The sequence below is a fragment of the Kitasatospora sp. NPDC090091 genome (assembly GCF_044747365.1).
Classification (GTDB): Bacteria; Actinomycetota; Actinomycetes; order Streptomycetales; family Streptomycetaceae; genus Kitasatospora.
In genome coordinates this window covers 87780-112040 of the sequence record NZ_JBIVDY010000010.1, presented here as the reverse complement: position 1 = coordinate 112040, position 24261 = coordinate 87780, and the positions used below count along the sequence as shown (strand labels likewise).

The 24261-nt window shown below is 73.8% G+C and carries 18 protein-coding genes and 1 pseudogene; 9 read left to right on the top strand and 10 right to left on the bottom strand.

The genetic code is table 11. The annotated features are described in order from the left end of the window. Nucleotides 1-167 precede the first annotated feature (167 nt). The 3 genes from ACIPSC_RS19035 to ACIPSC_RS19025 all read right to left on the bottom strand — a co-directional run bounded on the left by ACIPSC_RS19035 (nucleotide 168) and on the right by ACIPSC_RS19025 (nucleotide 3231). Entirely contained in the window at nucleotides 168-1202 is a 1035-nt protein-coding gene (locus ACIPSC_RS19035) for an MBL fold metallo-hydrolase (protein ID WP_400826952.1), read from the bottom strand. 179 nt (nucleotides 1203-1381) lie between these two features. Further along, the gene (locus ACIPSC_RS19030) at nucleotides 1382-2128 is read right to left on the bottom strand and encodes a hypothetical protein (RefSeq protein WP_400826951.1); all 747 of its coding nucleotides are present in this window, start codon (nucleotides 2126-2128) and stop codon (nucleotides 1382-1384) included. A gap of 170 nt (nucleotides 2129-2298) precedes the next feature. Continuing rightward, nucleotides 2299-3231 (bottom strand): GNAT family N-acetyltransferase, encoded by a 933-nt coding sequence (locus ACIPSC_RS19025; RefSeq protein WP_400826950.1) that lies wholly within the window; start codon nucleotides 3229-3231, stop codon nucleotides 2299-2301. Between the two features lie 257 nt (nucleotides 3232-3488). On the opposite strand from ACIPSC_RS19025, the pseudogene ACIPSC_RS19020 reads away from it, so the two are divergent. From ACIPSC_RS19020 to ACIPSC_RS19010, 3 genes and pseudogenes are all read left to right on the top strand, one after another. Continuing rightward, nucleotides 3489-4782 (top strand): annotated as a pseudogene (locus ACIPSC_RS19020) (DUF692 domain-containing protein). Between the two features lie 43 nt (nucleotides 4783-4825). Beyond that, complete coding sequence (locus ACIPSC_RS19015; protein WP_400826949.1) at nucleotides 4826-5860, top strand: TIGR04222 domain-containing membrane protein; 1035 nt, start codon at nucleotides 4826-4828, stop codon at nucleotides 5858-5860. Between the two features lie 88 nt (nucleotides 5861-5948). Then, on the top strand, nucleotides 5949-6731 hold the full coding sequence (locus tag ACIPSC_RS19010; RefSeq protein WP_400826948.1) for a TIGR04222 domain-containing membrane protein: 783 nt from the start codon (nucleotides 5949-5951) through the stop codon (nucleotides 6729-6731). Nucleotides 6732-6815: 84 nt separating this feature from the next. Here the strand turns inward: ACIPSC_RS19010 and hemQ are convergent, their stop codons facing one another. The 3 genes from hemQ to ACIPSC_RS18995 are packed head-to-tail and all read right to left on the bottom strand — an operon-like array spanning nucleotide 6816 to nucleotide 9605. Beyond that, nucleotides 6816-7541 (bottom strand): hydrogen peroxide-dependent heme synthase, encoded by a 726-nt coding sequence (gene hemQ / locus ACIPSC_RS19005; RefSeq protein WP_400826947.1) that lies wholly within the window; start codon nucleotides 7539-7541, stop codon nucleotides 6816-6818. Continuing rightward, nucleotides 7538-8974 (bottom strand): protoporphyrinogen oxidase, encoded by a 1437-nt coding sequence (gene hemG / locus ACIPSC_RS19000; RefSeq protein ID WP_400826946.1) that lies wholly within the window; start codon nucleotides 8972-8974, stop codon nucleotides 7538-7540. Before hemG ends, hemQ begins: the two co-directional genes overlap by 4 nt. A gap of 34 nt (nucleotides 8975-9008) precedes the next feature. Then, nucleotides 9009-9605, bottom strand: a complete 597-nt coding sequence (locus tag ACIPSC_RS18995) for a Uma2 family endonuclease (protein WP_400826944.1) — start codon at nucleotides 9603-9605, stop codon at nucleotides 9009-9011. A gap of 168 nt (nucleotides 9606-9773) precedes the next feature. Here ACIPSC_RS18995 and ACIPSC_RS18990 point away from each other — a divergent pair, with 168 nt between their 5' ends. Further along, nucleotides 9774-10835 (top strand): DUF4349 domain-containing protein, encoded by a 1062-nt coding sequence (locus tag ACIPSC_RS18990; protein ID WP_400826943.1) that lies wholly within the window; start codon nucleotides 9774-9776, stop codon nucleotides 10833-10835. A 91-nt stretch (nucleotides 10836-10926) separates the two neighbouring features. Here the strand turns inward: ACIPSC_RS18990 and hemE are convergent, their stop codons facing one another. Further along, nucleotides 10927-11940 (bottom strand): uroporphyrinogen decarboxylase, encoded by a 1014-nt coding sequence (hemE, locus tag ACIPSC_RS18985; protein WP_400827174.1) that lies wholly within the window; start codon nucleotides 11938-11940, stop codon nucleotides 10927-10929. A gap of 259 nt (nucleotides 11941-12199) precedes the next feature. Between hemE and ACIPSC_RS18980 the strand changes: the two genes are divergently transcribed. The 5 genes from ACIPSC_RS18980 to ACIPSC_RS18960 all read left to right on the top strand — a co-directional run bounded on the left by ACIPSC_RS18980 (nucleotide 12200) and on the right by ACIPSC_RS18960 (nucleotide 18980). Next, nucleotides 12200-12862 carry a DUF3000 domain-containing protein gene (locus tag ACIPSC_RS18980; protein ID WP_400826942.1) on the top strand — a complete coding sequence of 221 codons (663 nt, stop codon included), beginning with the start codon at nucleotides 12200-12202 and terminating at the stop codon, nucleotides 12860-12862. A 321-nt stretch (nucleotides 12863-13183) separates the two neighbouring features. Next, nucleotides 13184-13900, top strand: a complete 717-nt coding sequence (locus ACIPSC_RS18975) for a response regulator transcription factor (protein ID WP_313765886.1) — start codon at nucleotides 13184-13186, stop codon at nucleotides 13898-13900. A gap of 171 nt (nucleotides 13901-14071) precedes the next feature. Beyond that, entirely contained in the window at nucleotides 14072-15325 is a 1254-nt protein-coding gene (locus ACIPSC_RS18970) for an HRDC domain-containing protein (RefSeq protein WP_400826941.1), read from the top strand. Between the two features lie 305 nt (nucleotides 15326-15630). Further along, complete coding sequence (locus ACIPSC_RS18965; RefSeq protein ID WP_045703814.1) at nucleotides 15631-16848, top strand: acetyl-CoA C-acyltransferase; 1218 nt, start codon at nucleotides 15631-15633, stop codon at nucleotides 16846-16848. A gap of 2 nt (nucleotides 16849-16850) precedes the next feature. Then, nucleotides 16851-18980: a 3-hydroxyacyl-CoA dehydrogenase NAD-binding domain-containing protein gene (locus ACIPSC_RS18960; RefSeq protein WP_400826940.1), complete on the top strand. Its 2130-nt coding sequence runs from the start codon at nucleotides 16851-16853 to the stop codon at nucleotides 18978-18980. Nucleotides 18981-19117: 137 nt separating this feature from the next. On the opposite strand, the gene ACIPSC_RS18955 is transcribed toward ACIPSC_RS18960, so the two are convergent. From ACIPSC_RS18955 to ACIPSC_RS18945, 3 genes are all read right to left on the bottom strand, one after another. Continuing rightward, nucleotides 19118-20635 (bottom strand): ArnT family glycosyltransferase, encoded by a 1518-nt coding sequence (locus ACIPSC_RS18955; RefSeq protein ID WP_400826938.1) that lies wholly within the window; start codon nucleotides 20633-20635, stop codon nucleotides 19118-19120. 126 nt (nucleotides 20636-20761) lie between these two features. Next, nucleotides 20762-22675: a 1-deoxy-D-xylulose-5-phosphate synthase gene (gene dxs, locus ACIPSC_RS18950; protein ID WP_400826937.1), complete on the bottom strand. Its 1914-nt coding sequence runs from the start codon at nucleotides 22673-22675 to the stop codon at nucleotides 20762-20764. Between the two features lie 244 nt (nucleotides 22676-22919). Beyond that, complete coding sequence (locus ACIPSC_RS18945; RefSeq protein ID WP_400826935.1) at nucleotides 22920-24122, bottom strand: ROK family protein; 1203 nt, start codon at nucleotides 24120-24122, stop codon at nucleotides 22920-22922. Between the last annotated feature and the right edge of the window lie 139 nt (nucleotides 24123-24261).

Sequence of the window (24261 nt, the reverse complement as noted above, 5' to 3'; positions counted from 1 at the left end):
GGGGGCCCGGGGCGCGGGGGGGGCCCGGGGGGGGGGGGGGGGGGCCCGGGGGGGGCGGGGCGGGGGGGGGGGGGGGGGGGGGGGGGGGGGGGGGGGCGGGGGGGGCGGGGCCGGGGGGGGGGCCCGCGGGGGGGGGGGGGCCCCCCCCCCCCCCGCCCACGGCCGGATCAGGCGGGGGCGGCGGCGTCCTGCGCGGAGCGCGGCCCCGGGGTGCCCCCGGGCTGTCCCGCCGACGCCTCGATCTCGCGGGCCACCAGCGCCACCTGGGTCATCGCCTCCAGCACGTTCGGCACGGCGCTGCCGTCCAGGTGCCGGTACTCGGCGGACACGGTGAGCACCAGCCGCTCGGGCAGGCCGAGTTCGGGGTAGCGCCGCTCGGCGATGATCCGCCGGGCGGCGTCCAGCGCGGGCGTGCCCTCGGCGTGCAGCGCGTGCGCGCGCTCGCGGACGTGGGCGAGGTAGGCGATGTGCGCCTGGACGCCGGAGCGGTCGAGCACCGGGCCGTGGCCGGGGACGAAGATCTCCGCGCCGGTGGCCAGGGCCTGCTCGCAGGCACCGATGATGTTCTCCAGCGGGCCGGACCAGTGCGAGGGGTGGTCGCCGGGCTGTTCGGGCGTCGAGCCGAACACCACGTCACCGGTGAACACGGCGCGCTGGTACGGCAGGTGGACCATCAGGTCGCCGCCGGTGTGTGCGGCGGGCAGGCCGGTGATCTGGACGGGGTACTCTCCCACCCGCAGCTCCAGCTCACCGCGGAACACGGTGTGCGGGTGCACCGGTTCGGTCTCCGACCAGTCGAACTGTCCGAAATGGCGCTGCAGGTAGCCGCCGAGCGGGGAGTCGGGGTCGCCGCCCGCGACCAGCGCGTGCTGCTGCTTCGGGGCGGGCTCGTAGTGGATGTGCTCCAGCGCCTCGTGGGTGGCGATCACCTCGGCGTCGGGGAGCACGCCGGCGCCCCACAGGTGGTCACCGTTGGCGTGGGTGACGACCACCCGGTCGACGTCGACGCCCTCGGGCAGCCGCTTGCGGCTCTCGGCGAGGAACTCCGCGGCGAGGGAGGGGTCGTAGGGGGTGTCGATCCAGAGCGCGGTCCTCGGCGAGGCCAGCAGACCGCAGTTGGCCAACCCCCAGCCCCGCTTCGGCGGGAGCCACACGTACAGGTCTTCGGCAATCGCGCTCACGTTCGCGCGGCTGGTCGTCATGGGCGCGATTATGCCGATGATGTGACTGTGGCGAGGCGAAACCCTTGCGATTCCAGCCACGTCCCGCCCCGAACTCGCCCGACCCGTCCGGATTGTCCGTATCACGGTCTGGACCATTCTGCCCCACCCGGCGCGGCAGGCGCCTTGGCGCGACGGGCCACCGGCCCCGGCCCGGCCCCTCACACCACCGGCAGCACGCGGCAGACCTCGACGGTCACGTCCACGGTGTCCAGGCCGATCACCCGGCCCTCGACCGCGGCGAATCCTTTCTCCCCCGACCGGAACAGCGCCGCCAGCGGGGACTTCCGGGTCGCCGCCGCCAGCGCCTCCACCGCCATCGCCGAGCCGAAGGCGAAGACGCCGCAGAGCACGACGCAGGGCGCGTGCCGGGGCGTCCGGGTCACGAAGACGAAGCCGTGGTCCCGGGTCAGCTCGTCGGCCGCGTTGTACTGCGCTTCGAACGTCATCCCGCCCCACCGCGCCCGCGCCGCCTCGGGGTACTCCATGCGGAAGTCCGGGAAGGCGGCGCCGAGTACGCCCGCCGAGTACGTGTTGACGCTCGGTCCGCCGATCGAGAACGTCGGCATCCGCGGGTCCTGGGCGCCGGCCGCGACCAGCTCGATGGTCGCCTTGCGGTTCACCTTCCGCAGCAGGTCTATGAGTTGGGCGATCGCGCGGGCCTCGGCCATCGGCATGAACAGCACGTTCCGCGGGCCGCGGCTGGTCAGCCGGCGGCCGTCCTTGGCGAAGGTGAACTCCGCCACCTCGATGCTCGGGGTGATGATCTGGACCCGGCCGTACGGCGCGAGCAGCGCCCGCAGGAAGCCGTACTGCAGGAACAGCCGGGTGCGGGCGAGGGAACGGGCCGCCAGGAAGCCGATCACAGCCGGAACGAACCCGACCAGGACCTGAAGCAGGATCTCCATACCATCCCCCGCGCGGAAGACTCGGGCACGAACTGTCTGCCGTGAGGTGATGCCCCGTCGGACCGCGGTGATGCGTGGGAGGCCCGCGGTGATGCGCCGGCCCCGCCCCCCGGGCTCCGGCCACCCCCACCGGCCGCGCGGCGCGGGGCCCGCGCGACCGGGGCGGCGGATCAGCCGTCGAGCCGCTTGGTGAACTTCCGCTCGCTCGCGCACCGCTCGTAGCCGAGCCAGGCGTTGATCGCCAGCATCGGCGCATTGGTCGCGTCGTTGCTGGTGTACGCGCGGCGGAGGCCGGCCTCCCGGGCCCGGCGCAGCGACTCCAGCTTGGCCAGCTTGGTCAGCCCCCGGCCGCGGAACTCCCGGCGGCAGGCGGTGAACGCCGACCAGTACCGGTCCACGCCGTCCGTCTGGGCCGCGCTGAACGCGACCGGCTCGCCGTCCACCACGGCCACGACGGTGAGCTCGCGGTCGAGGTCCGGACGGGCCCAGGCGCCGTTCAGGAACTCCTCGTAGTCCGCGGCGTCCATCTCGACCTCACCGGGCTCGTCGCGGATCGCGTCCGCCTCGATCAGGAAGATCGGGTACGGGTCGTCCTCCCAGTCGCTCGCCGGGCGCAGCTCCACGCCGGCGGGCAGCGCGGGCGCCTCGGGCAGCGGCAGGGCGAGGTCCCGGCCGCCGAAGTGCGCCGGCCGGCCCTCGGTGTAGCCGCGGGCGGCCGCGAAGGCCAGAGCTCCCGGCTCCTCGTCCACCCAGCTGTGCACCTCCACCACGCCGTGCTCGGCCAGGTGCCGCTCCGCCGCCGCCAGCAGGGCGGTGAACGCGCCGCGCCCGCGGTACTCGGGCAGCACGCTGCCGTTGGCGTGGCCGATGCCCCGGGTCGTCGTCCCGGTGACCACTCCGCAGCGGACCGAGCCGACCACCCGGCCGTCCACCTCGGCGACCAGGCAGCGGAAGTGCGCGCCCTTGGGCTGGTGGCCGTTCAGCCAGACGAAGACCTCGGGCGTCAGCACCAGGTGGTCGCGCCCGGCCCGGTGGGCGGCCGCGGCGGCCTCGGCGTCGTCGGCGTCGTCGGCACGGAAGTCACGAATCGTCAGTGTCGTCATAGGGTCGACACGATAGGCCCCGAACGACCCCGCTCGCCTCCGAATATCGGCCCCCACCTGCGAGGACGCGCCGGGCGCCGGGATAAGGTCAAAATCACCGGGCCGACAAGCTCAAATAATCCTCTGAGAAGACCGGATGAGGCTTGGCAGGCTCCCCGCCCGGGGACATCCTCAGCAGCACGGCCCGGTCCGGCCCTGGCGACGATGCCCGCGCCGGCCGACGGCCTCCCACCCAGCCCTCAGAAGGGGGCGCACCGATGACTTCCCCTGCCCCGAGCGCGCCCACCCGCGGCGCGACCCTCGGCGTCGGCCTCGGCTGGCGCAGCGAGATCGACGTCGTGGTCGAGCGCCAACCGGGCCTGGACTGGGTCGAGGTGGTCGCCGAGAACATCTGCGCCGGCCACCTGCCCGAGTCGCTGCAGATCCTGCGGGCGCGCGGCGTGACCGTCGTCCCGCACGGCGTCGCGCTCGGCCTCGGCGGCGCCGACCGGCCCGACCCGGACCGGCTCGGCAGACTCGCCGAGACCGTCACCGCGCTCGGCTCGCCGCTGGTCACCGAGCACCTGGCGTTCGTCCGGGCCGGCGGCCTGGAGGCCGGGCACCTGCTGCCGGTGCCGCGCTCCCGGGACGCCCTCGCGGTCGTCGCCGAGAACGTCCGGATCGCGCAGGACCAGCTGCCGGTGCCGCTGGCGCTGGAGAACATCGCCGCCCAGCTGGCCTGGCCGGACGACGAGCTGACCGAGGGACAGTTCCTCGCCGAGCTGGTCGAGCGCACCGGCGTCCGGCTGCTGATCGACGTCGCCAACCTGCACACCAACCGGGTCAACCTCGGCCTGGACCCGGCCGCCGAGCTGGACCGCCTGCCGCTGGAGGCCCTCGCCTACGTCCACGTGGCGGGCGGGCAGCTGGTGGACGGCGTCTGGCACGACACCCACGCCCACCCCGTCACCGAGCCGGTGCTGGAGGTGCTCGCCGAGCTCTGCGCCCGGGTCGACCCGCCCGGCGTGCTGCTCGAACGGGACGCGAACTTCCCGCCGCCGGCCGAGCTGGCCGAGGAACTGGACGCCATCCGGGCCGTGCTGGCCGGGGCCGGGCGCCGTGGCTGACGCCGCGGTCCGGGACGTGACCGCCGCCCGTGCCCGGCTCGCCCGCCGCCAGGAGGAGCTGTTGGCCGCCCTGGTGGCCGGCGGCCCGGTGCCGGACGGCTTCGACCAGGCCCAGGTCCGCAGCCAGGCCGCCGCACTGGCCGCCAAGCGCCGCGACACCGTCGCCAAGGTGGCGCCGGAGCTGCCCCGGCTGCTCGGCCGGTCCTACGGACCGCTCTTCCTGGCCTACGCGGCCGGACACCCGCAGACCGGCGGGTACCGCGCCGACGCCCGTGCCTTCGCCGCCTGGGCGCTGGCCGACACCGCACCGGAGGCCGGCGGGCGGCTCGGCCCCGAACAGCGCCGGGCCCTGGAGCAGTGGCTCCACGGCCCCGCCGCCGAACAGCGACCCGGGCCGCTCGCCCGCCTGGGCCGGGCCCTGCTGCCCGGCCGGCGCCGGCCCTGACCCGACACCTCTTCACACCGTTTCACCATCCGGGGGAAAGCCCATGTGGCACAACTTCTACTTCCTCGTACCCACCGTGCTGCTGATGGCGGCCGTGCTCCACGCGTCGCAGACCAAGCAGCTGGTCAAGCGGGTCCCGCAGGCCAAGGGCCTGCCCGGCCGCGGACTGCCGCTGCTGGACGCCGCGTTCCTGGCCGGCGGTCCCGGCCGGGTCTTCGACACCGCGCTGGTCCGGATGCACCAGGCCGGCCTGGTCGTGGTCAACCGCGGCGGCCTGGTCACCCTGACCACCGGCCGGCCGTACGACGCCGTGGACCTGGCCGTCATCGAGGCGATCGGCCCGGGCAAGCAGCGCGAACTCGCCCCGCTGCGGCGCGCGGTGATGCGCTCGGCGGCCGTCCAGGAGCTGGGCGACAAGCTCTCCGACCGCGGGCTGCTGCGCAACCCGCAGCGGATGGCCCGGGCCCGGGCGGCGCACCGGCGGATCTGGCTCGCCCTGCTGGCCGTGGTGCTCACCGCCGGGCTCGCCCTCCTGCTCGACCGGGGCGACGCGGAGCGCCCGGCGCTCTGGTTCCCGCTGCTCCTCGTGGCCGTCGGGCTGGTCTCGCTGATCGCCACGCGGCCGTTCAAGAGCCGGATCACGCCGGCCGGGGTCCGCCAGCTCGGTCTGATGTCCACCGCCGGCAACCCGTGGAAGCCCAGCGCCGGGCTCTCCTCGGCCAACAGCGGCCTGCTGCTCGGGGCGGTCGCGCTCGGCGGGCTGGCCGCGGCCGGGCTCGGCGACGAGGAGCTCCAGGAGGCGATGCTCGCCGCGGCCGCCGCCGACGAGCAGGCCCGGGCGATGGCCGCCGGATCGCTCTCCTCGTCCTCGTCCTCGTCTTCGTCCTCGTCCTCCTCGTCCTGTGCCGGCCCGGCCACCTGGTGCGGCTCCTCCTCCGACTCGGGCTCCTCCTCGTCGAGCTGCGGCAGCAGCAGCTGCGGTTCCTCGTCGTCGAGCTGCAGCTCCGGCTCCAGCAGCTGCGGCTCCTCGTCCTCCAGCTGCGGCTCCAGCTGCGGCGGCGGCTGCGGCGGCAGCTGAGCCCGGCGGGGCCGGCCCGCGTCACAGTTCGGTATCGCGATTCGAAAGTCAGTTCCGCAGCCGCCGAGCTCCGGACTACAACAAGCCCATGTGGTTGCTCTTCCTGATCCCGGCCTGCGCCGCCGCGGTGCTCTCCTGCATCCGGCTCGTCCGGATGACCGCCACCGCCGATGCGCTGGCCGAACAGGAGGGCCCCCGGCCGCCCGAGGCGGTCGGGATCGGGCTCTACGAGACGGCGTACCTGGCGGGCGGCCCGGACCGGGTGGTCGAACTGGCCCTCGTGCTGATGGCCTCCCGGGGCCGGCTGCACCTCGCCCACACCGGCTGGACCACCGTCGTCGACCCGCGGGGCCGCAGCCGGCTGGAGCGGGCCGTGGTGGCCGCCGTCGGGCCGGAGGGCCAGTGCCGCACCGACGAGCTGCGCCGGGCCATGGCGGCCCATCCCACCGTGCTGGAGATCGGCAGCCGGCTCTCGCTGGCCGGCCTGGCGACCCCCGCGGCCGTGCAGCGGCACACCGTGCTGGCGGTCCGCCAGGTCCGGCAGGCGCTGCTGCTCTCGGTGCTGCTGCTGGCCGCCGCGCTGGTCGTCGGCGGCCTCGCGGACGGCAGCGCCTCGGCGGCGCTCGCCTGGTTCTCGCTGCCGCTGGTGCTGACCTCCGGCACGCTGCTGATGGCCCGGGTCGACGTCTACCCGTACACCCGCTGGGCCTCCCCGATCGGCCAGGAGGTGCTGCGCGAGGTCCGGCCGCAGCGCCAGCACGGCCTCACCGACGACGACGAGCGTGAACTCCTCACCGCCGTCGCGATGCTCGGCTCCGCCGCCCTCCCCGACGCGCGCCTGCGCGCGGCCCTGCGGACCCACCGCCACTGACCGGGCCCCGGCCGGGCCCGGACACGCCGAAGGCCCGGCTCCCCGGGGGCGGTTCCCCGGGGCCGGGCCTTCGCCGGACCGTGCTCAGACCAGGCCGTTGAGCAGCTCGCTGACCGGCTTGCGGCGGCCGGTGAAGAACGGCACCTCCTCGCGGACGTGCAGCCGGGCCCGGGACGGGCGCAGGTCGCGCATCAGGTCGACGATCCGGTGCAGCTCGTCCGCCTCGAAGGCGAGCAGCCACTCGTAGTCGCCGAGCGCGAACGAGGCCACCGTGTTGGCCCGCACGTCCGGGTAGCCGCGCGCCATCTGGCCGTGCTCGGCGAGCATCGCGCGCCGCTCGGCGTCCGGCAGCAGGTACCACTCGTAGGAGCGGACGAACGGGTAGACGCAGACGTAGTCGCGCGGCCGCTCGTCGGCGAGGAACGCCGGGATGTGCGACTTGTTGAACTCGGCCGGGCGGTGCAGCGCCATGTTCGACCAGACCGGCTCCAGCGCCCGGCCCAGGCCGGTGCGGCGGAAGCGGTTGTACGCCTCCTGGAGGTCGTCCGAGTCGGCCGCGTGCCACCAGACCAGGATGTCGGCGTCGGCGCGCAGACCGGACACGTCGTAGGTGCCGCGCACCGTGACGTCCTTCGCGGCGAGCTGGGCGAACAGCTCGTCCACCTCGGCGGCCAGCGCGGTGCGGTCCTCGGGCAGCTCGCCCTTGAGCTTGAACACCGACCACATGGTGTAGCGGATGACCTGGTTCAGGTCGCGGGCCTTCTTCTTCTCGGGCTGCTGCTCCGGCTGCTGCTCAACGCTCTCAGTCATGCGCCCATTGTCCTCTCCGTGACGTGTTCCCCGGTCGGCGGGGTCAACAAGTTGTCGAGCTCGGCGACGGCCGCCCGCGCGCTCGCGATGCAGGCCGGGATCCCCACCCCGTCGTACGCGGCCCCGCAGAGCGCCAGCGCGCCCGTCCGGGCGGCCGCCGCCCGGATCCGCCCCACCCGGTCGAGGTGGCCGACCGGGTACTGCGGCAGGCCCGCGCCCCAGCGGGTCACCGCCGTGTCGTACGGCCGGGCGGTGAGGCCGATCGCCTCGCCCAGGTCGGCCAGCGACTGCGCCACCAGCTCCTCGTCCGGCAGCTCCAGCGGCTGCTCCTCGCGCAGCCGGCCGAGCGAGGTGCGCAGGAGGAAGGTGTCCGGGGCCGAACGCTCCAGCCAGCCCCACTTGTTGGACGAGAAGGTGGAGGCCTTGATCCGGCGCCCGTCCACCGGCGGCACCAGGAACCCGCTGCCGGCCGGCGGCCCGGACAGGTCGGCCCGCCGGAACGCCATGGTGACCAGCGCCATCCCCGCGTACTCGATGCCGTCCAGCTCGGCGGCGGCCGCCGGCGCGTCGGCCTTCAGCAGCCGGGCGGCGGCCGGCGCGGGCACGGCCAGCACCACGGCGTCCGCGTGCAGCACCTCGCCGCCGTCGGTCACCACCCGCCAGCCGTCCGGGGTGCGGCGCAGCTCGTCCACCGCGGTCCGGGTGCGCAGTTCGACGCCGGCCGCGACGCAGGCCGCGGCGACCGCCTCGGGCAGCGTGCCGAGACCGCCGCGCAGGCCCTGGAAGACCGGGGTGGCGGCGATCTGCGGGCGGGTGGCCAACGCGTGCACGCCCTCGACCAGCGAGCCGCCGCTACGGGCGATCTCCAGCAGCTGCGGCACGGCGACGCGCAGCGAGATCTCGTCCGCGTGCCCGGCGTAGACGCCGCCGAGCAGCGGCTCGACCAGCCGGTCCACCACCTCGCGGCCCAGCCGGGCGGCGACGAACCGCCCGATCGCCACGTCGTCCGCGACGGCCTCACCGGCGGCCTCGTGCCGGGCCCGCTCCAGCCCCTCGGACGTGAGCACCCCGGACGCGGCCAGCGCGTCGAGGTCGCCGGGAACGCCCATCACCTGGCCGCCGGGCAGCGGCCGCAGCGCGCCGCGCGTCCAGATCGCGGCCTTGGCCGTGGTCGGCGGCTCCAGTTCGTCGCCCAGCCCGACCGCCCTGGCCAGGTCGACCGCCTCCGGCCGCCGCGCCAGCATCGACTCGGCCCCGAGGTCCACCCGGACCCCGCCGACCTCTCCGCCGCGCAGCTTCCCGCCGACCCGTTCGGACGCCTCCAGCAGCGTCACCCGGGCCCGCGCGGGCTCACCCGCGGCCCCACTCAGAAACGCGGCAGCGGCCAACCCTGCGACCCCGCCACCGATCACCACGACCTGTGCTTGCGCCATGCCTCGCAGTCTTGCAGGTCCTTACACCAACGACTCAATCCGCCCGCTTCGTCCGCTTCACGGCCGGCACGAGGGCATCGAGGTCGACGACGACGGGGAACGGCACCGGCCGCTCCAGGCGGCCCCGGAAGATCCCGGCCGGGGCGTAGGAGGTCGTACTGGTCTCAAGTTCGAAGACGTGGGCCACCGGTAGGCCGTCCTCCTCCTCGACGATCCAGTAATGCGGAATACCGGCCTCGGCGTACTTCCGCACCTTGACGAAGCGGTCACGGTCGGCTGACTCGGGCGAGACGACCTCGACGACGAGTGCCACGTCCGACGGCGCGTACCAGGTGCGGTCGGGGTCGTACTCCGCCTCCGCCACCACCAGGTCCGGCTCGGGACGATTGCGCCGGTCCAGCTTGATCGTCATCTCGCGCTCGGCCAGGAATCCGTCCGGGACGAGGCTCTCCAGCGCAACCGTCAGCCCGGAGACCACTCGGCTGTGCCAGGACCGCTGCGGGGACATCATGAAGACCAGTGCTCCGTCGATCAGTTCGGTGTGGCGCGGCGCCTGCGGCAGGTGGTCGAGATCGTCGGCGAACCACCCCTCCTCGCGGGGCGGGTACATCCAGTCCGGCAGCTCGCTCATGGGCCCACAGTAACGAGATCGGCACGTCCCCGCGGCCTTGTCCGGGGTGTGGCCGGGCCGTGATGGAGTTGCGACCTCCGGGGTGGGTCCGATCGGGCCGGGGGTCCGTCCAATGGGCTGAGCGTCCGGATCCGGGCGCCGGCCGAGGGACTTGGGGAGGGCTCGATCGTGGTGCGAGGAGTGCGCGGGGCAGGGCGGAGAGCCGGGGCGGCGGCGGCCGTGGTGGTCGCGGCGGCGGTGCTGGTCGGGGGGTGCAGCGCCGGCCGCGAGTCCGGTGTGGCGGGCGACAGCGCCAAGCGCGGCGCCGCCGCGCCGGCGGCCGCACCTCCGGTGGCGGCCTCGCCGGGCGGGGCGGGCGCCACGGGCGCCGCGGCCGGCGAGGCCGCGGGCCGGCCCGGCGGCGGGGCCGGGCAGCCGGGTGCCGTCCCGGTGGCGGACAACCGGCTGATCGCGTACACGGCGCAGCTGTCGCTGCGCAGCAAGGACGTCGCCGCGGTGCTGGCGAAGGCGCGCGAGCTGGCCTCGGCCGCCGGGGGCTACGTCGGCGGCGAGACGGTGAGCGGCGGGGGCGACGAGAACGCCGGGCAGACCGGCCAGATCACGGTCAAGGTGCCGTCGGCGACGTTCCAGCAGACGCTGGACCAGTTCGCCGCGCTCGGCGAGGTGCTGTCGCGGCGGAGCCAGGCGGACGACCTGACCCAGCAGGTGGCGGACGTGTCGAGCCGGCTGCAGACCCAGCAGGCGAGCGTCGACCGGGTCCGGGCGCTGATGGCGCAGGCCAAGTCGCTGGCCGAGATCACCAGTCTGGAGGGTGAGCTGAGCCGCCGCGAGGCGGACCTCGAATCGCTGCAGAAGCAGCTGAAGGAGTTGTCGGCCCGGACGTCGCTCTCCACCATCACGCTGGACGTGCGGCGGGAGCCGAAGCCCGTCCACGACCAACCGGACGCCAAGAAGGAGAAGGACGAAGGCTTCTGGTCCTCGGTCGGCTCCGCGCTGGGCGGCGGCTGGCACGCGCTGGTCACGGTGGTCCGCGTGCTGGCCATGGCGCTCGCGGCGGTGGCGCCGTTCCTGCTGGTGGCCGGGCCGGCGGTGCCGGCGGTCTGGCTGGTCCGGCGGCGCCGGGCCCGCACCGCCGGCGCCGCGACGGAGCCGGTGCAGCCGGTGCCGCCGATGCCGGAGCACCTGCCGGGCCCGCGGGAAGAGGCGGACGGGGAGCACCGGGGAGCCTGAGCGCACCCCGGGTACGGCGGTGGCGGGCCCTCCCCTCGGAAGGAGCCCGCCACCGGGTCGTGCCTGCAATGCCGGCCGCGCCGGCCGGGCGTCAGCGCGCGCTGGCCTCGTGCACGAACTCGACCAGCCGGCTGAGCGCGTCCGGGTCCATGCTCGGGAGCACGCCGTGGCCGAGGTTGAAGATGTGGCCGCTGGTGCCGAGCGCCTGGGCGGCGTGCAGCACCTCGCGGGCCTTGGTCTCGACGGCCTTGGTCGGCGCGAACAGTACCGCCGGGTCGAGGTTGCCCTGCAGGCCCTTGCCGGGGCCGACCCGCTCGGCGGCGACGTTCAGCGGCACCCGCCAGTCGACGCCGACGATGTCCGCGCCGGCCTGGCCCATCAGGCCCAGCAGCTCGCCGGTGCCGACGCCGAAGTGGATCCGCGGCACGCCGTAGCCGGCCACCGCGTCGAACACCTTGGTGCTGGCGGGCATCACCGAGCGGCGGTAGTCGTCCGGGGCGAGCGAGCCGACCCAGGAGTCGAACAGCTGGACCGCCGAGGCGCCGGCCTCGATCTGCACCTTGAGGAAGGCGGAGGTGATGTCGGCCAGCCGGTCGACCAGGGCGGCCCAGAGCTCGGGCTGCCCGTACATCATGGCCTTGGTGTTCTCGTGGTTCTTGGACGGGCCGCCCTCGACCAGGTAGCTGGCCAGCGTGTAGGGGGCGCCGGCGAAGCCGATCAGCGGGGTGGAGCCGAGCTCGTCGACGAGCAGGCCGACCGCCTCGGTGATGTAGGGGACGTCGTCCGGCTCCAGCGGGCGGAGCCGCTGGAGGTCCTCGGCGGTCCGGATCGGGTCGGCGATGACCGGGCCGATGCCGGGCTTGATGTCGACGTCGATGCCGATGGCCTTGAGCGGCACCACGATGTCGCTGAAGAAGATGGCCGCGTCCACCTTGTGCCGGCGCACCGGCTGCAGGGTGATCTCCTTGACCAGCTCGGGCCGCATGCAGGAGTCCAGCATGGGGATGCCCTCGCGGACCTTCAGGTACTCGGGCAGCGAGCGGCCCGCCTGACGCATGAACCAGACCGGCGTGTGCGGTACCGGCTCGTGCCGGCAGGCGCGCAGGAACGCCGAGTCGTACGCGGCGCCGCGGCGCGCGGGGGGCTGCTGGCCGGGGGCGGCGCCGGCCGGGGCGCCTGCCCGGGTGGCCGCGGAGGTGTCTGCCGTAGTCTCGCTCACGGTTCAAATCTTCGCACGCGCCCCGCACCGTCCTCCCCGGGCGGGCTCGTCGGTTCCTCCAAGATCTGGCCGGTTTGCCGTCCCGGCACGCCGCGCGGGCAGAAGTTGCGGCGATTACCCGCGTTTTCGACCTAGTCTTCGGGTCATGGCAGCGGTCGGCGGGCACCCAGCGCAGGGTGGCGGAACAGGTGGCGGGACGGGTCCGGAGGCGGCACCGAGCGAGTTCCGGGCCGCGGTCGAGGCTCTGCGGGGGGCGCGGCTGCGCCCCGAGATCGAACTCTCCGCCGCTCCGGCGCCCCGTCGGCTCGCCCCGCACGCCTTCGCGCTGACCGCCGCGGTGGACGTGGACGGCGAGGAGCTGGCCGACGGCCGGCTGGTGCTGCTCCACGACCCGGCCGGGCAGGAGGCCTGGAACGGGGACTTCCGCGTGGTGACGATGACCCGCGCCGAGCTGGAGCCCGAGATGGCCGGCGACCCGATGCTCTCCGAGGTCGGCTGGGCCTGGCTGCTGGACGCTCTGCAGGCGCACGGCGCCGGGTACGCGGAACCGTCCGGCACGGTGACCAGGTGCGCCTCGCAGTACTTCGGCGGGCTGGCGGACCGCGCGTCGTCCACCGAGATCGAGATCCGGGCCTCCTGGACGCCGTCCGACGGCCGGTTCGAGCGGCACCTCGCGGCCTGGGGGGACCTGCTCTGCATCAGCGCCGGCCTGCCGCCGGCCGCCCCCGCGCCGCAGCCCGCGGCCGACGTGCCGTCACTCGGCGGAGTGGTCCCGATGCCCGCCCGCCGGCGTCCGCGCTCGCACTGACGAGTGGCGTCCGGGCCGGTCGGCGCCGGCAGCGCCCGGCGCCACCCCCAGGGCTGACAGAGTGTGACTTCGGATCAGCTCCGCGTCAATTAACCGGTCGAGGCCGACCGATTTGCTCCGGATCCGATCGATTTTGTGCGAATTCCAGGCATGTCGTATCAGTCACCTGCGCGATTTGTCCGTATTGTTACTCACTAGATCGTGATCTTTCGCTAAAGCCGGGCACGGTAGCTGCCGAAGCAGACTGTGACCCTTTCCAAACGCGGAACACTCCGACCGCCCCCATCGGGGTTCCGTCCGCCACTCCCCGCAGGAGGCCTGGTGTCGGTCCTTCTTGAGCACCCCGCAAACGTGGTCGCCTACCGTCCGACCAAGCCCACCGCCATGGTGGTCATCGCCGATCCCCGCGTCCGCAACACCGTCACCCGCCACCTCTGGGCGCTCGGCGTCCGGGACGTGATCGAGGTGTCCTCGATCGCCGAGGCCCGCCCCCGGGTCTCCACCCCGCGCGACATCTGCGTCGCCGACGTTCACCTGCCGGACGGCTCCGGCCTGACCATCCTGGCCGAGACCCGCGCCGCGGGCTGGCCCAACGGCCTGGCGCTCTCCGCCGCCGACGACATCGGCGCGGTCCGCAGCGCGCTGGCCGGCGGCGTCAAGGGCTACGTGGTCACCGGCACCCGCACCAACGTCGCCATGCCAGGCCGCCCCGGCCTGCCGCTCGGCGCCGGCGGTCTGGCCGGCCGGATGCGCCGTCCCGGCATGCCGGGCGTGCCGGGTGCGGCCGGTGTGCCGGGCGCCCCCGGGGCCCCCGGTGCGCCGGGCGCGCAGCAGGCCGCCTACCGAGAGCTCTCCGGCCGCGAGGTCGAGGTGCTGCGACTGGTCGCCGAAGGGCAGTCGAACAAGGCGATCGGCGTCGCGATGGGACTGTCCGCACTCACCGTCAAGAGTCACCTCGCCCGCATCGCCCGCAAGCTGGGCACCGGGGACCGGGCCGGCATGGTCGCGGTCGCGCTGCGCACCGGCATCATCCACTGATCACCCGGTAGGACCGCTGCGGCGGTCTTGGAGGAACGTTCCTTCAAGACCGCCGCAGCGGTCCTGTCCGGTCCCGGTCGGCGCCCGCGCGGGCGCAAGGGCATATGCGGACTCCCGGTCTGACCAGTCCGACAACACTCCCGGCCGCGAGGACCGTCGTACCCTTGGTGGGTGACCGACGCCGTAGCAGCCATCCCAGAAGAAGCAGCCCCGGTCCCACTCCTCGAACCGAAGGAGGGGATCCCGCCAGTGGTGGCGGACGAGCGGGCGCTGGCCGCCGTCGTCGCCGCCTTCGCCGCGGGTACCGGACCGGTCGCCGTCGACGCCGAGCGGGCCTCCGGCTACCGCTACGGGCAGCGGGCGTACCTCATCCAGCTGCGCCGCGCGGGCGCCGGGACCGCGCTGATCGATCCGATCGCCTGCCCCGACCTGACCGCGCTGGGCGCGGCCCTGGCGGACACCGAGTGGGTCGTGCACGCGGCCACCCAGGACCTCCCCTGCCTCGCCGAGGTCGGCATGCGCCCGAAGCTGCTGTTCGACACCGAGCTGGCCGGCCGGATCGCCGGCTTCGCCCGGGTCGGCCTCGGGCCGATGACCGAGAGCGTGCTCGGGCTGAGCCTCGCCAAGGAGCACTCGGCGGTCGACTGGTCCACCCGGCCGCTGCCCGAGCCGTGGCTGCGCTACGCCGCTCTGGACGTCGAGGTGCTGGTCGAGCTGCGCGACGCACTCGAACAGGAGCTGGACGCCCAGGGCAAGCTCGGCTGGGCGATGGAGGAGTTCGCCGCCATCGCCGCCGCGCCCCGCCCGGCACCGCGCACCGACCCCTGGCGCCGCACCTCCCAGCTGCACAAGGTCCGCCGCCGCCGCCAGCTGGCCGTGGTGCGCGAGCTCTGGCTCGCCCGCGACCGGATGGCGCAGGAGCGCGACGTCTCGCCGGGCCGGGTGATCTCCGACGCCGCGATCGTCAACGCCGCGCTGGCCATGCCGCTCAACCTCGCCGGGCTGCAGGCCGTCCAGGGCTTCGGGCCGCGGGTGCACCGGCGGCAGCTGGAGCAGTGGCTGGCCGCCGTGCAGCGGGGCCGGGACGTCCCGGAGAACCAGCTGCCGCCGGCCACCGCGCCGCACGACGGCCCGCCGCCGCCGCGCGCCTGGGCCGAGAAGGACCCGGTGGCGGCCGCCCGGCTGTCCGGGGCGCGGGCCGCGGTCACCGAGCTGGCCGAGGCGCACAACCTGCCGGCCGAGAACCTGATCACCCCGGACCTGGTCCGCCGCGTCTCGTGGGAGCCGCCGGCCGACCCGAGCGCCGCCGACGTGGCCGCCGCGCTGCGCCGGCTCGGCGCCCGGCAGTGGCAGGTCGACCTGGTGGCCCCGGTGGTCGCCGCCGCCTTCGCCAAGGCCGCGGCCCAGCCGCCGCAGGCCGACTGAGGCCGGCCGCCGCCCGCCGGGCGGCGGCCGCCACAGCACCGCCACACCGCCGCCACCGCGCGGCCACAGCACACCGAAGGGGATGCCGTCCGAGGGCGGCATCCCCTTCGCCGTCCCCGCGGACCTGCAGAGGTGTCCCGGGGGGACGTGTCGCGGGACACACCCGGAGATCCGGCCGCCGGGCCTGGGCAGGTTGGTTACCGGCGGGTAGCATGACCGTGAAGCGGCGCCGCTCACGTCCCGACTGCGACGGACGGCGGCAGCCTGCCCACCTCAACCTGTTGGTCCCTGGGAGGAGAGCCCCCGTGCCTCGTACCGCGAGGGACGTCGTCTTCGTCGATGGCGTCCGCACCCCGTTCGGCAAGGCCGGCCCGAAGGGCATCTACCACGAGACGCGCGCCGACGACCTCGTCGTCAAGTGCATCCGGGAGCTCGTGCGCCGTAACCCGAACCTGCCCGTCGAGCGGATCGACGAGGTCGCCATCGCGGCCACCACGCAGATCGGCGACCAGGGTCTGACCATCGGCCGCACCGCGGCCCTGCTGTCCGGCCTGCCGAAGTCCGTTCCGGGCTACGCGATCGACCGCATGTGCGCCGGCGCGCTGACCGCCGTGACCACCACCGCCGGCGGCATCGCCTTCGGCGCGTACGACGTGGTCGTGGCCGGCGGTGTCGAGCACATGGGCCGTCACCCGATGGGCGAGGGCGTCGACCCGAACCCGCGCTTCGTCTCCGAGAAGCTCGTCGACGAGTCCGCCCTGTTCATGGGCATGACCGCGGAGAACCTGCACGACCGGTTCCCGCACATCACCAAGGAGCGCTGCGACGCCTACGCCGTGCGCTCGCAGGAGAAGGCCGCCAAGGCGTACGCCAACGGCGACATCCAGCCGGACCTGGTGCCGATCTCGATCCGCAACACCAACCCCGAGGTCGGCGAGACCGGCTGGGGCCTGGCCACCGTGGACGAGCCGCTGCGCCCGGGCACCACGATGGAGTCCCTGGCCGGCCTGAAGACCCCGTTCCGCCCGCACGGCAACATCACCGCGGGCAACTCGGCCGGTCTGAACGACGGTGCCACCGCCTCCCTGCTGGCCGCCGAGGACGTCGCCGAGGAGCTCGGCCTCCCGGTCAAGATGCGCCTGGTCTCGTACGCCTTCGCGGGCGTCGAGCCCGAGGTGATGGGCATCGGCCCGGTGCCGGCCACCGAGAAGGCGCTGGCCAAGGCCGGTCTGACCATCGACGACATCCAGGCCTTCGAGGTCAACGAGGCCTTCGCCGTCCAGGTGCTGGCCTTCCTGGACCACTACGGCATCGCGGACGACGACGAGCGGGTCAACCCGTTCGGCGGCGCGATCGCCTTCGGCCACCCGCTGGCCTCCTCCGGCGTGCGCCTGATGAACCAGCTGGCGCGCCGCTTCGAGCAGCGCCCGGACGTCCGCTACGGCCTCACCACGATGTGCATCGGCTTCGGCATGGGCGGCACCATCATCTGGGAGAACCCGCACTTCGAGGGTGGTAAGTGACCATGAGCACCACGACTGAGCTGCTGACCCGTGGCGCCGAGCTGTTCCCCGGCGAGGTCGTCACCACCGCCCACGTCCGCCACCTGGACCTGCCGCTGCAGGCCGGCAAGCTGGCGCTGGTCACCCTGGACAACGGCTTCGACCACACCAAGCCGACCACCTTCGGCCCGGGCTCGCTGCTGAAGCTGGACGCGGCGCTCGACCAGGTCGAGGCCGAGGCCGCCGAGGGCAAGATCGTCGGCGTCGCCATCACCGGCAAGCCGTTCATCTTCGCGGTCGGCGCCGACCTCAAGGGCGTCGAGCTGCTCAAGGAGCACGCGGACGCGCTGGCCATCGGCAAGGGCGGCCACGACGTCTTCAAGCGGATCGCCGCGCTGCCCGTCCCGTCCTTCGCGTTCTACAACGGCGCGGCGATGGGCGGCGGCGTCGAGGTCGGCCTGCACTGCACCTACCGCACGGTCAGCGCGGGCGTTCCGGCCTTCTCGCTGCCCGAGGTCTTCCTGGGCCTCGTCCCCGGCTGGGGCGGCTGCACCATCCTGCCGAACCTGATCGGTCCGGCGAAGGCCGTCAAGGTCATCATCGAGAACTCGATGAGCCAGAACAAGCAGCTCAAGGGCAAGGAGGTCTTCGAGCTCGGCATCGCCGACGCGATCTTCGAGCCGGCCGACTTCCTGGAGCAGTCGCTGCTCTGGGCCGCCAAGGTCCTCAAGGGCGACGTGGTCGTCGAGCGCGAGGCGATCGACCGCGGCAAGGCCTGGGACGACGCCGTCGCCTGGGGCCGCCTGGTCGCCGACGCCAAGGTGCACGGCGCCGCGCCGGCCGCCTACAAGGCGCTGGACATCATCGCCCAGGTCAAGGACGAGGACCTGCAGGCGGGCTTCGACGCCGAGGACGCAGCCCTGGCCGACCTCATCATGAGCGGCGAGCTGCGCAGCGGCATCTACGCCTTCAACCTGGTGCAGCGCCGGGCCAAGAAGCCGTTCGGTGCCCCGGACAAGTCGCTGGCCCGCCCGGTCACCAAGGTCGGCGTCGTCGGCGCCGGTCTGATGGCCTCGCAGCTGGCGCTGCTGTTCGCCCGCCGCATGGAGGTGCCGGTGGTCCTCACCGACATCGACCAGGAGCGCATCGACAAGGGCGTCGGCTACGTCCACGCCGAGATCGACAAGCTGCTCGGCAAGGGCCGGATCGGCCAGGACAAGGCCAACCGCCTCAAGGGTCTGGTCACCGGCTCGCTCGACAAGGCCGCCGGCTTCGCCGACGCGGACTTCGTGATCGAGGCCGTGTTCGAGGAGATGGGCGTCAAGCAGACCGTCTTCGCCGACCTGGAGAACGTGGTCTCGCCGACCTGTGTGCTGGCGACCAACACCTCCTCCCTCTCGGTCACCGAGATGGCCTCGAAGCTGAAGCACCCCGAGCGGGTCGTCGGCTTCCACTTCTTCAACCCGGTCGCGATCCTGCCGCTGCTGGAGATCGTCCGCGGCGAGCAGACCGACGACGCCTCGCTGGCCACCGCCTTCGGCGTCTCGAAGAAGCTGAAGAAGACCGCGGTGCTGTGCAAGGACGCCCCGGCGTTCGTGGTGAACCGGATCCTGACCCGCTTCATGGGCGAGATCCAGGGCATCATCGACGAGGGCACCCCGATCGCCACGGTCGAGAAGGGCGTCGAGCCGCTCGGCCTGCCGATGTCCCCGATCATGCTGCTGGAGCTGGTCGGCCCGGCCATCGCGCTGCACGTCTCGGAGACCCTGCACGGCGCCTTCCCGGAGCGGTTCACCGTCTCCGAGAACCTCGGCAAGGTGGTCAAGGCCGGCAAGCGCGGCTTCTACACCTGGGTCGACGGCAAGCAGGTGCTCGACCCCGAGGTGCTGGAGCTGCTCTCCTTCGGCGACAGCGTGCTGACCGAGGAGCAGGTCCTCGGCCGCGCCCTCGACGCCGTGGCGCAGGAGATCGGCCTGATGCTGGAGGAGGGTGTCGTCGGCGAGGCCCAGGACATCGACCTCTGCATGATCACCGGTGCCGGCTGGCCCTTCCACCTGGGCGGGATCACCCCGTACCTGGACCGTGAGGGCGTCTCGGAGCGGGTGAACGGCAAGCGGTTCCTCGCCCCGGGTGTGGCCTCGGTGCCCGCCTAGCAGTGACGCGGAAGGGCCCCGGTGACCTGATGGTCACCGGGGCCCTTCCGCGTCCATGGGGGGCGGCTTCCGGGCGTCCCTGTACCGGCGCGGCCGCGTGGCCCGGCGCCGGGGTGGCCCCCGGCGCCGGGCGGGTCTCAGCGCTTGAGGCGGTAGACCACGGTGTCGGCGAAGACGCCGACCATCTCGTAGTGGGTGTCCAGCAGGTTCTCGATCTTCGGGATCTGGGTGGGCTGGTACGGCGACAGGCCGGAGTCGTCCACGACCACCTCGGGCAGGCCGTTGTCGACCAGCTCCTTGTCGAAGGTCTGCCAGGCGTTGCTGACGCTGAACTGCTCGCCGACGTTGAGGCTGCCGTCCTTGCCGCCGCTGTAGTTGGTCAGGAAGCCCGCGGTCAGGTAGCGGGTGGCCGGCTTCCGGTCGGCCAGCCAGTACAGCTCGGGGTGCATGCCCCAGACCAGCACGGTGTCCTTGGGGGTGGTCTGAGCGGCGACCGCGGTGGCCACCTCGGTGGTCCGGTCCAGCCGCTCCCCCGGCCAGGCCAGCGCCAGCGTCCAGAAGGCCGTGGCGGCGACCGTGGTGTACACCAGGACGGGCTTCCAGCGGACCGCCGAGGTGGCGACCGCGCCCGTGCCCAGCAGCACCAGCGGCGGCATCAGCTGCAGGTAGTAGTGGCCGAAGAAGTGGAAGCCCACGCTGACCGCGACGGCCGAGGAGAGCAGCCAGACCCAGAGGTCGGCGGTGGAGCCGTGCTCCTCGCCGGCGACCGGCAGCGGCCGGTGCCGGTGCTTCAGCCAGAGCCGGCGGCCGACCGGCAACAGGAAGCCCAGGCCGGCCGCGGCCAGGATCGCCGAGTTGCCCAGCGCCCGGCCGGTCATCTGCAGCCAGGCGCCGCCGAAGGAGGCGTAGTCGCCGCTGCCGGTGACCACCCAGAACAGGAAGCCCTTGGGCTTGGTGAGGATCACCGCGACCAGCGCTATCGGCAGTGTGAACCCGAAGCCGATCTTGAACAGCGCGGGCGGCCAGCGCACGCCGCGCCGGCGGGCGTCCTGGAAGAGCATCCAGAGCACCGGCAGCAGCACCGCGCCGCCGGTCTGCTTGGTGAGCGAGCAGAGGGCCACCGCGATACCCGCGGCCAGCCAGCGGCGCCGCTCGGCGTACCGGAAGGCCGCCACCATGGCGGGCAGCATGAAGACCTCGAAGGTGGCCGCCTGGGTGTCCTCCGGCGAGAGCCCGATGGAGACCAGCAGGTAGAGCAGGCCCGCGCCGGCGCCGGCCCGGTTTCCCCAGCGGCCGCGGGCGATCGAGGCCAGCAGGATCGCGGTGACCAGGTGGGCGGCCACCGCCAGGGTGCGCAGCGGCCAGAGCGAGGCCGAGCCGAAGACCGCGAAGCAGGCCTGGTAGAGCCAGGGCAGCAGCGGTGGCTTCCGGTCGACCACGGTGTCGTACAGCACGCCGCCGTCGGCCAGCATCCGGGCCTGGGTGGCCAGGAAGCCCTCGTCGGGGCTCCAGACGGGCCTGACGAAGGACGGGATGTGGGTCACGAGCGCGACCAGGGCCAGCACCGGCACCAGCCTCGTCCAGTAACCCTGGCGGACGCGGTCGCGCAGGCGCTCGGCGAGCCCGGCGAGGCGGGGGCGGGTGGGGGTCGGCACGGATGACAACCTACCGGGCGGGATCGGCGCGGGCTGCGCCGGTCCCGCCTTTCGGTGCGATTATCAGCGTGTTCCCCGGGGAACTGTTGCCCAGTTGTCGCAAACGGCGGTCGTGGGCCGAACGGGTCAGGCCTCGACGGGCGCCACGTCCAGACGGGCGAGCCGGGAGACCAGGGCGGTCACCTGGCGGGCGATGTCCGGACCGTTGAGGCCGATCTCGGCGAGGATCTCGCCCCGCGAGGCGTGGTCCAGGAACTCCTGCGGGATGCCGAAGTCGCGCAGCGGGACGTCCACCTCGGCGTCGCGCAGCGCCTGCGCGACCGCGGCGCCCACGCCGCCGACCCGGCCGTTGTCCTCGATGGTGACGACCGCGCGGTGCTCGGCGGCCAGGCCCGGCAGGGCCGGGTCGACCGGCTTGACCCAGCGCGGGTCCACCACGGTCGAGGTGATGCCCTGGGCGGCCAGCAGGTCGGCCACCTCCAGGCTGGTCTGGGCCATCGCGCCGACCGAGACGATCAGCACGTCGGCGCGGCGGCCCTCGGTGCCGTCCTCGTCGGCGCGCAGCACGTCCATGCCGCCGATCCGGCCGACCGCGGGGACGGCCGGGCCGACCGTGCCCTTGGAGTAGCGGACCACGGTCGGGGCGTCCTTGACCTCGACGGCCTCGCGCAGCTGGGCGCGGACCTGGTCGGCGTCGCGCGGGGCGGCCATCCGCAGGCCCGGGACGACCTGGAGGATCGACATGTCCCACATGCCGTTGTGCGAGGCGCCGTCGGTGCCGGTGACGCCGGCCCGGTCCAGCACGAAGGTGACGCCGAGCTTGTGCAGCGCAACGTCCATCAGGACCTGGTCGAAGGCCCGGTTGAGGAAGGTCGCGTAGACCGCGAACACCGGGTGCAGGCCGTTGGTGGCGAGGCCGGCCGCGCTGGTGACGGCGTGCTGCTCGGCGATGCCGACGTCGAAGATGCGGTCCGGGAACGCCTTGGCGAAGGGCGCGAGCCCGACCGGGTGGAGCATCGCGGCGGTGATGCCGACGATGTCCTCGCGCTCGTGGCCGAGTGCGACCATCTCCTCGCCGAAGACCGAGGTCCAGTCCTTGCCCGAGCTCTTCACCGGCAGGCCGGTGTCCGGGTGGATCACCCCGACCGCGTGGAAGCGGTCCTCCTCGTTGTTCTCGGCGGCGTGGTAGCCGCGGCCCTTCTCGGTGAGGCAGTGCACGATCACCGGGCCGCCGAAGCCGCGCGCCTTGGTGAGCGCGGACTCCAGCGCGGTGAGGTCGTGGCCGTCGATCGGGCCGATGTACTTGAGGCCGAGGTCCTCGAACATGCCCTGCGGGGCGATGAAGTCCTTGAGGCCCTTCTTGGCGCCGTGCAGCGTGTCGAACAGCTGCTGGCCGACCACCGGGGTGCGCTGCAGGGCGTCCTTGCCCCAGGACAGGAAGCGCTCGTAGCCCTGGGTGGTGCGCAGCGTGGCGAGGTGGTTGGCGAGGCCGCCGATGGTCGGGGAGTAGGAGCGCTCGTTGTCGTTGACGACGATGACGACCGGCAGGTCCTGGGCGTCGGCCAGGTTGTTGAGCGCCTCCCAGGCCATGCCGCCGGTGAGCGCGCCGTCGCCGATGACCGCGACGACCGGGTCCGACTTGCCGAGGATCTTGTTGGCCTTGGCCAGGCCGTCGGCGTAGGAGATGACGGTGGAGGCGTGCGAGTTCTCGATCACGTCGTGCTCGGACTCGGCGCGCGAGGGGTAGCCGGACAGGCCGCCGCTCATCTTCAGCCGGGAGAAGTCCTGGCGGCCGGTGAGCAGCTTGTGGACGTAGCTCTGGTGGCCGGTGTCGAAGAGGATGCGGTCGCGCGGCGAGTCGAAGACCCGGTGCAGCGCGACGGTGAGCTCCACCACGCCGAGGTTGGGGCCGAGGTGGCCGCCCGTCTTGGAGACCTCCGTCACCAGGAAGGTCCGGATCTCCTCGGCCAGGGTGGCCAGCTGTGCGGGCGTGAGCCGGTCGAGATCGCGCGGTCCCCGAATGCGGGTCAGCAGGGCCACCCGTTCCTCCTCGTTCAAGTTCGCGGACCGCGGGCGGTCCGGCGGGCGTCGCTGCCCGGTGTGCCGACGTGCTCCGACGGTCGTCTCGGTCGGTGCCGACCGGTCGAGTCTAATGTCCGCCCACCCGACGCCGAGCGGGGTGCCCGGTGCCGTACGCCGGTAACCCCCCTCATCCTGCGGTTCTCGCCCCGGAGCCGGGCGTGGCGGCCCGCGTGGCGGTTCCCGCGGGCCGCCCGTATCGCACTCACGTACGGGCGGCGGACGCCTGTGCGGGGCGGCCGAGCGCCCCGGAGTCACCCATCTCGCTCATCACCAGCGCCAGCGCGCCGAGCACCTCGGCCCGGCCGCCCAGGGTGCCGGGGACCACCGAGAGCTGGCGGGCGGCGCTCGGGATGGCGTAGCGGGCCACCGAGTCCCGGATCGGGGCCAGCACCAGCTCGCCGGCGTCGGCGAGGTCGCCGCCGAGGATCACCCGGCGGGGGTTGAGCAGGTTGCACAGGGTCGCCACGCCGGTGCCGATCTGCCGGCCGGCGTCGGCGATCACCCGGCGGCAGCCGAGGTCGCCCTGCTGGGCCAGCTCGACCACCCGGGGCAGGGTGAGGTCCGGGCCGAGGGTGGAGGTGAGCAGGCCCAGCAGGTAGCGGGAGCCGACGAAGGTCTCCAGGCAGCCGCGGTTGCCGCAGCGGCAGACCGGGCCGGCCTCGTCCAGGGTGATGTGCCCTATCTCGCCGGCGGTGCCGCCCGGGCCCCGGTAGATCTGGCCGTTGACCACCAGGCCGGCGCCGACGCCGCTGGCCACCTTGATGTAGGCGAGGTCGCTCAGGCCGCGGCCGGCGCCCCAGACCAGTTCGCCGAGCGCACCGAGGTTGGCGTCGTTGTCCACGTGCACCGGCATGCCCAGGCGCTCGGCCAGTTCGTGGCCGGGGGCGATGCCGGTCCAGCCGGGCAGGATCGCGGTCGAGCCGAGCGCGCCGGTCTCCACGTCGATCGGGCCGGGGACGCCGAGGCCGACGCCGATCACCTTGTCCGGGCGGAAGCCGGCCTGCTGGAGCAGCCGCTCGACCAGCGCCTCGGCGCGGTCGAAGCCCTGGGCGGCGGAGACGTCGACGTCGATCGGGGCGCTCTCCTCGGCGAGCACGCGGTGCGCGAGGTTGCCGACGGCGACGCGGAGGTGGGTGTGGCCGAAATCGATCCCCACCACGATGCCGGCGTCGCCGCTGAGCGACACGCTGCGGGCGCGGCGGCCCCCGGAGGAGGTGTCGGCCACCACGACGGTGCCGCTCTCCTTGAGCTCCCGGACGATGTTGGACACGGTGGCTGCGGAGAGCCCGGTGCTGCGCGCGATCTCGGCCTGGGTCAGCGAGCCGGCCATCCGTACCGCGCGGAGCACCCGCTCCAGGTTCGCCCGGTGCAGTGAGGACTGCGAGCCCGGTGTGTCCGTCGACATGATCCACCCTCCCAAGGGCAGGGGAACCGCTCGGCCGGGTATTCCCCTTTCAACTCCTGAAGCCTAGGCCCTGACGCGTCCGGACGGGGCGGCGACCGGCGAGGCGGGTGGGGGGCGGGGGCGCACCGGGGCGCCACGG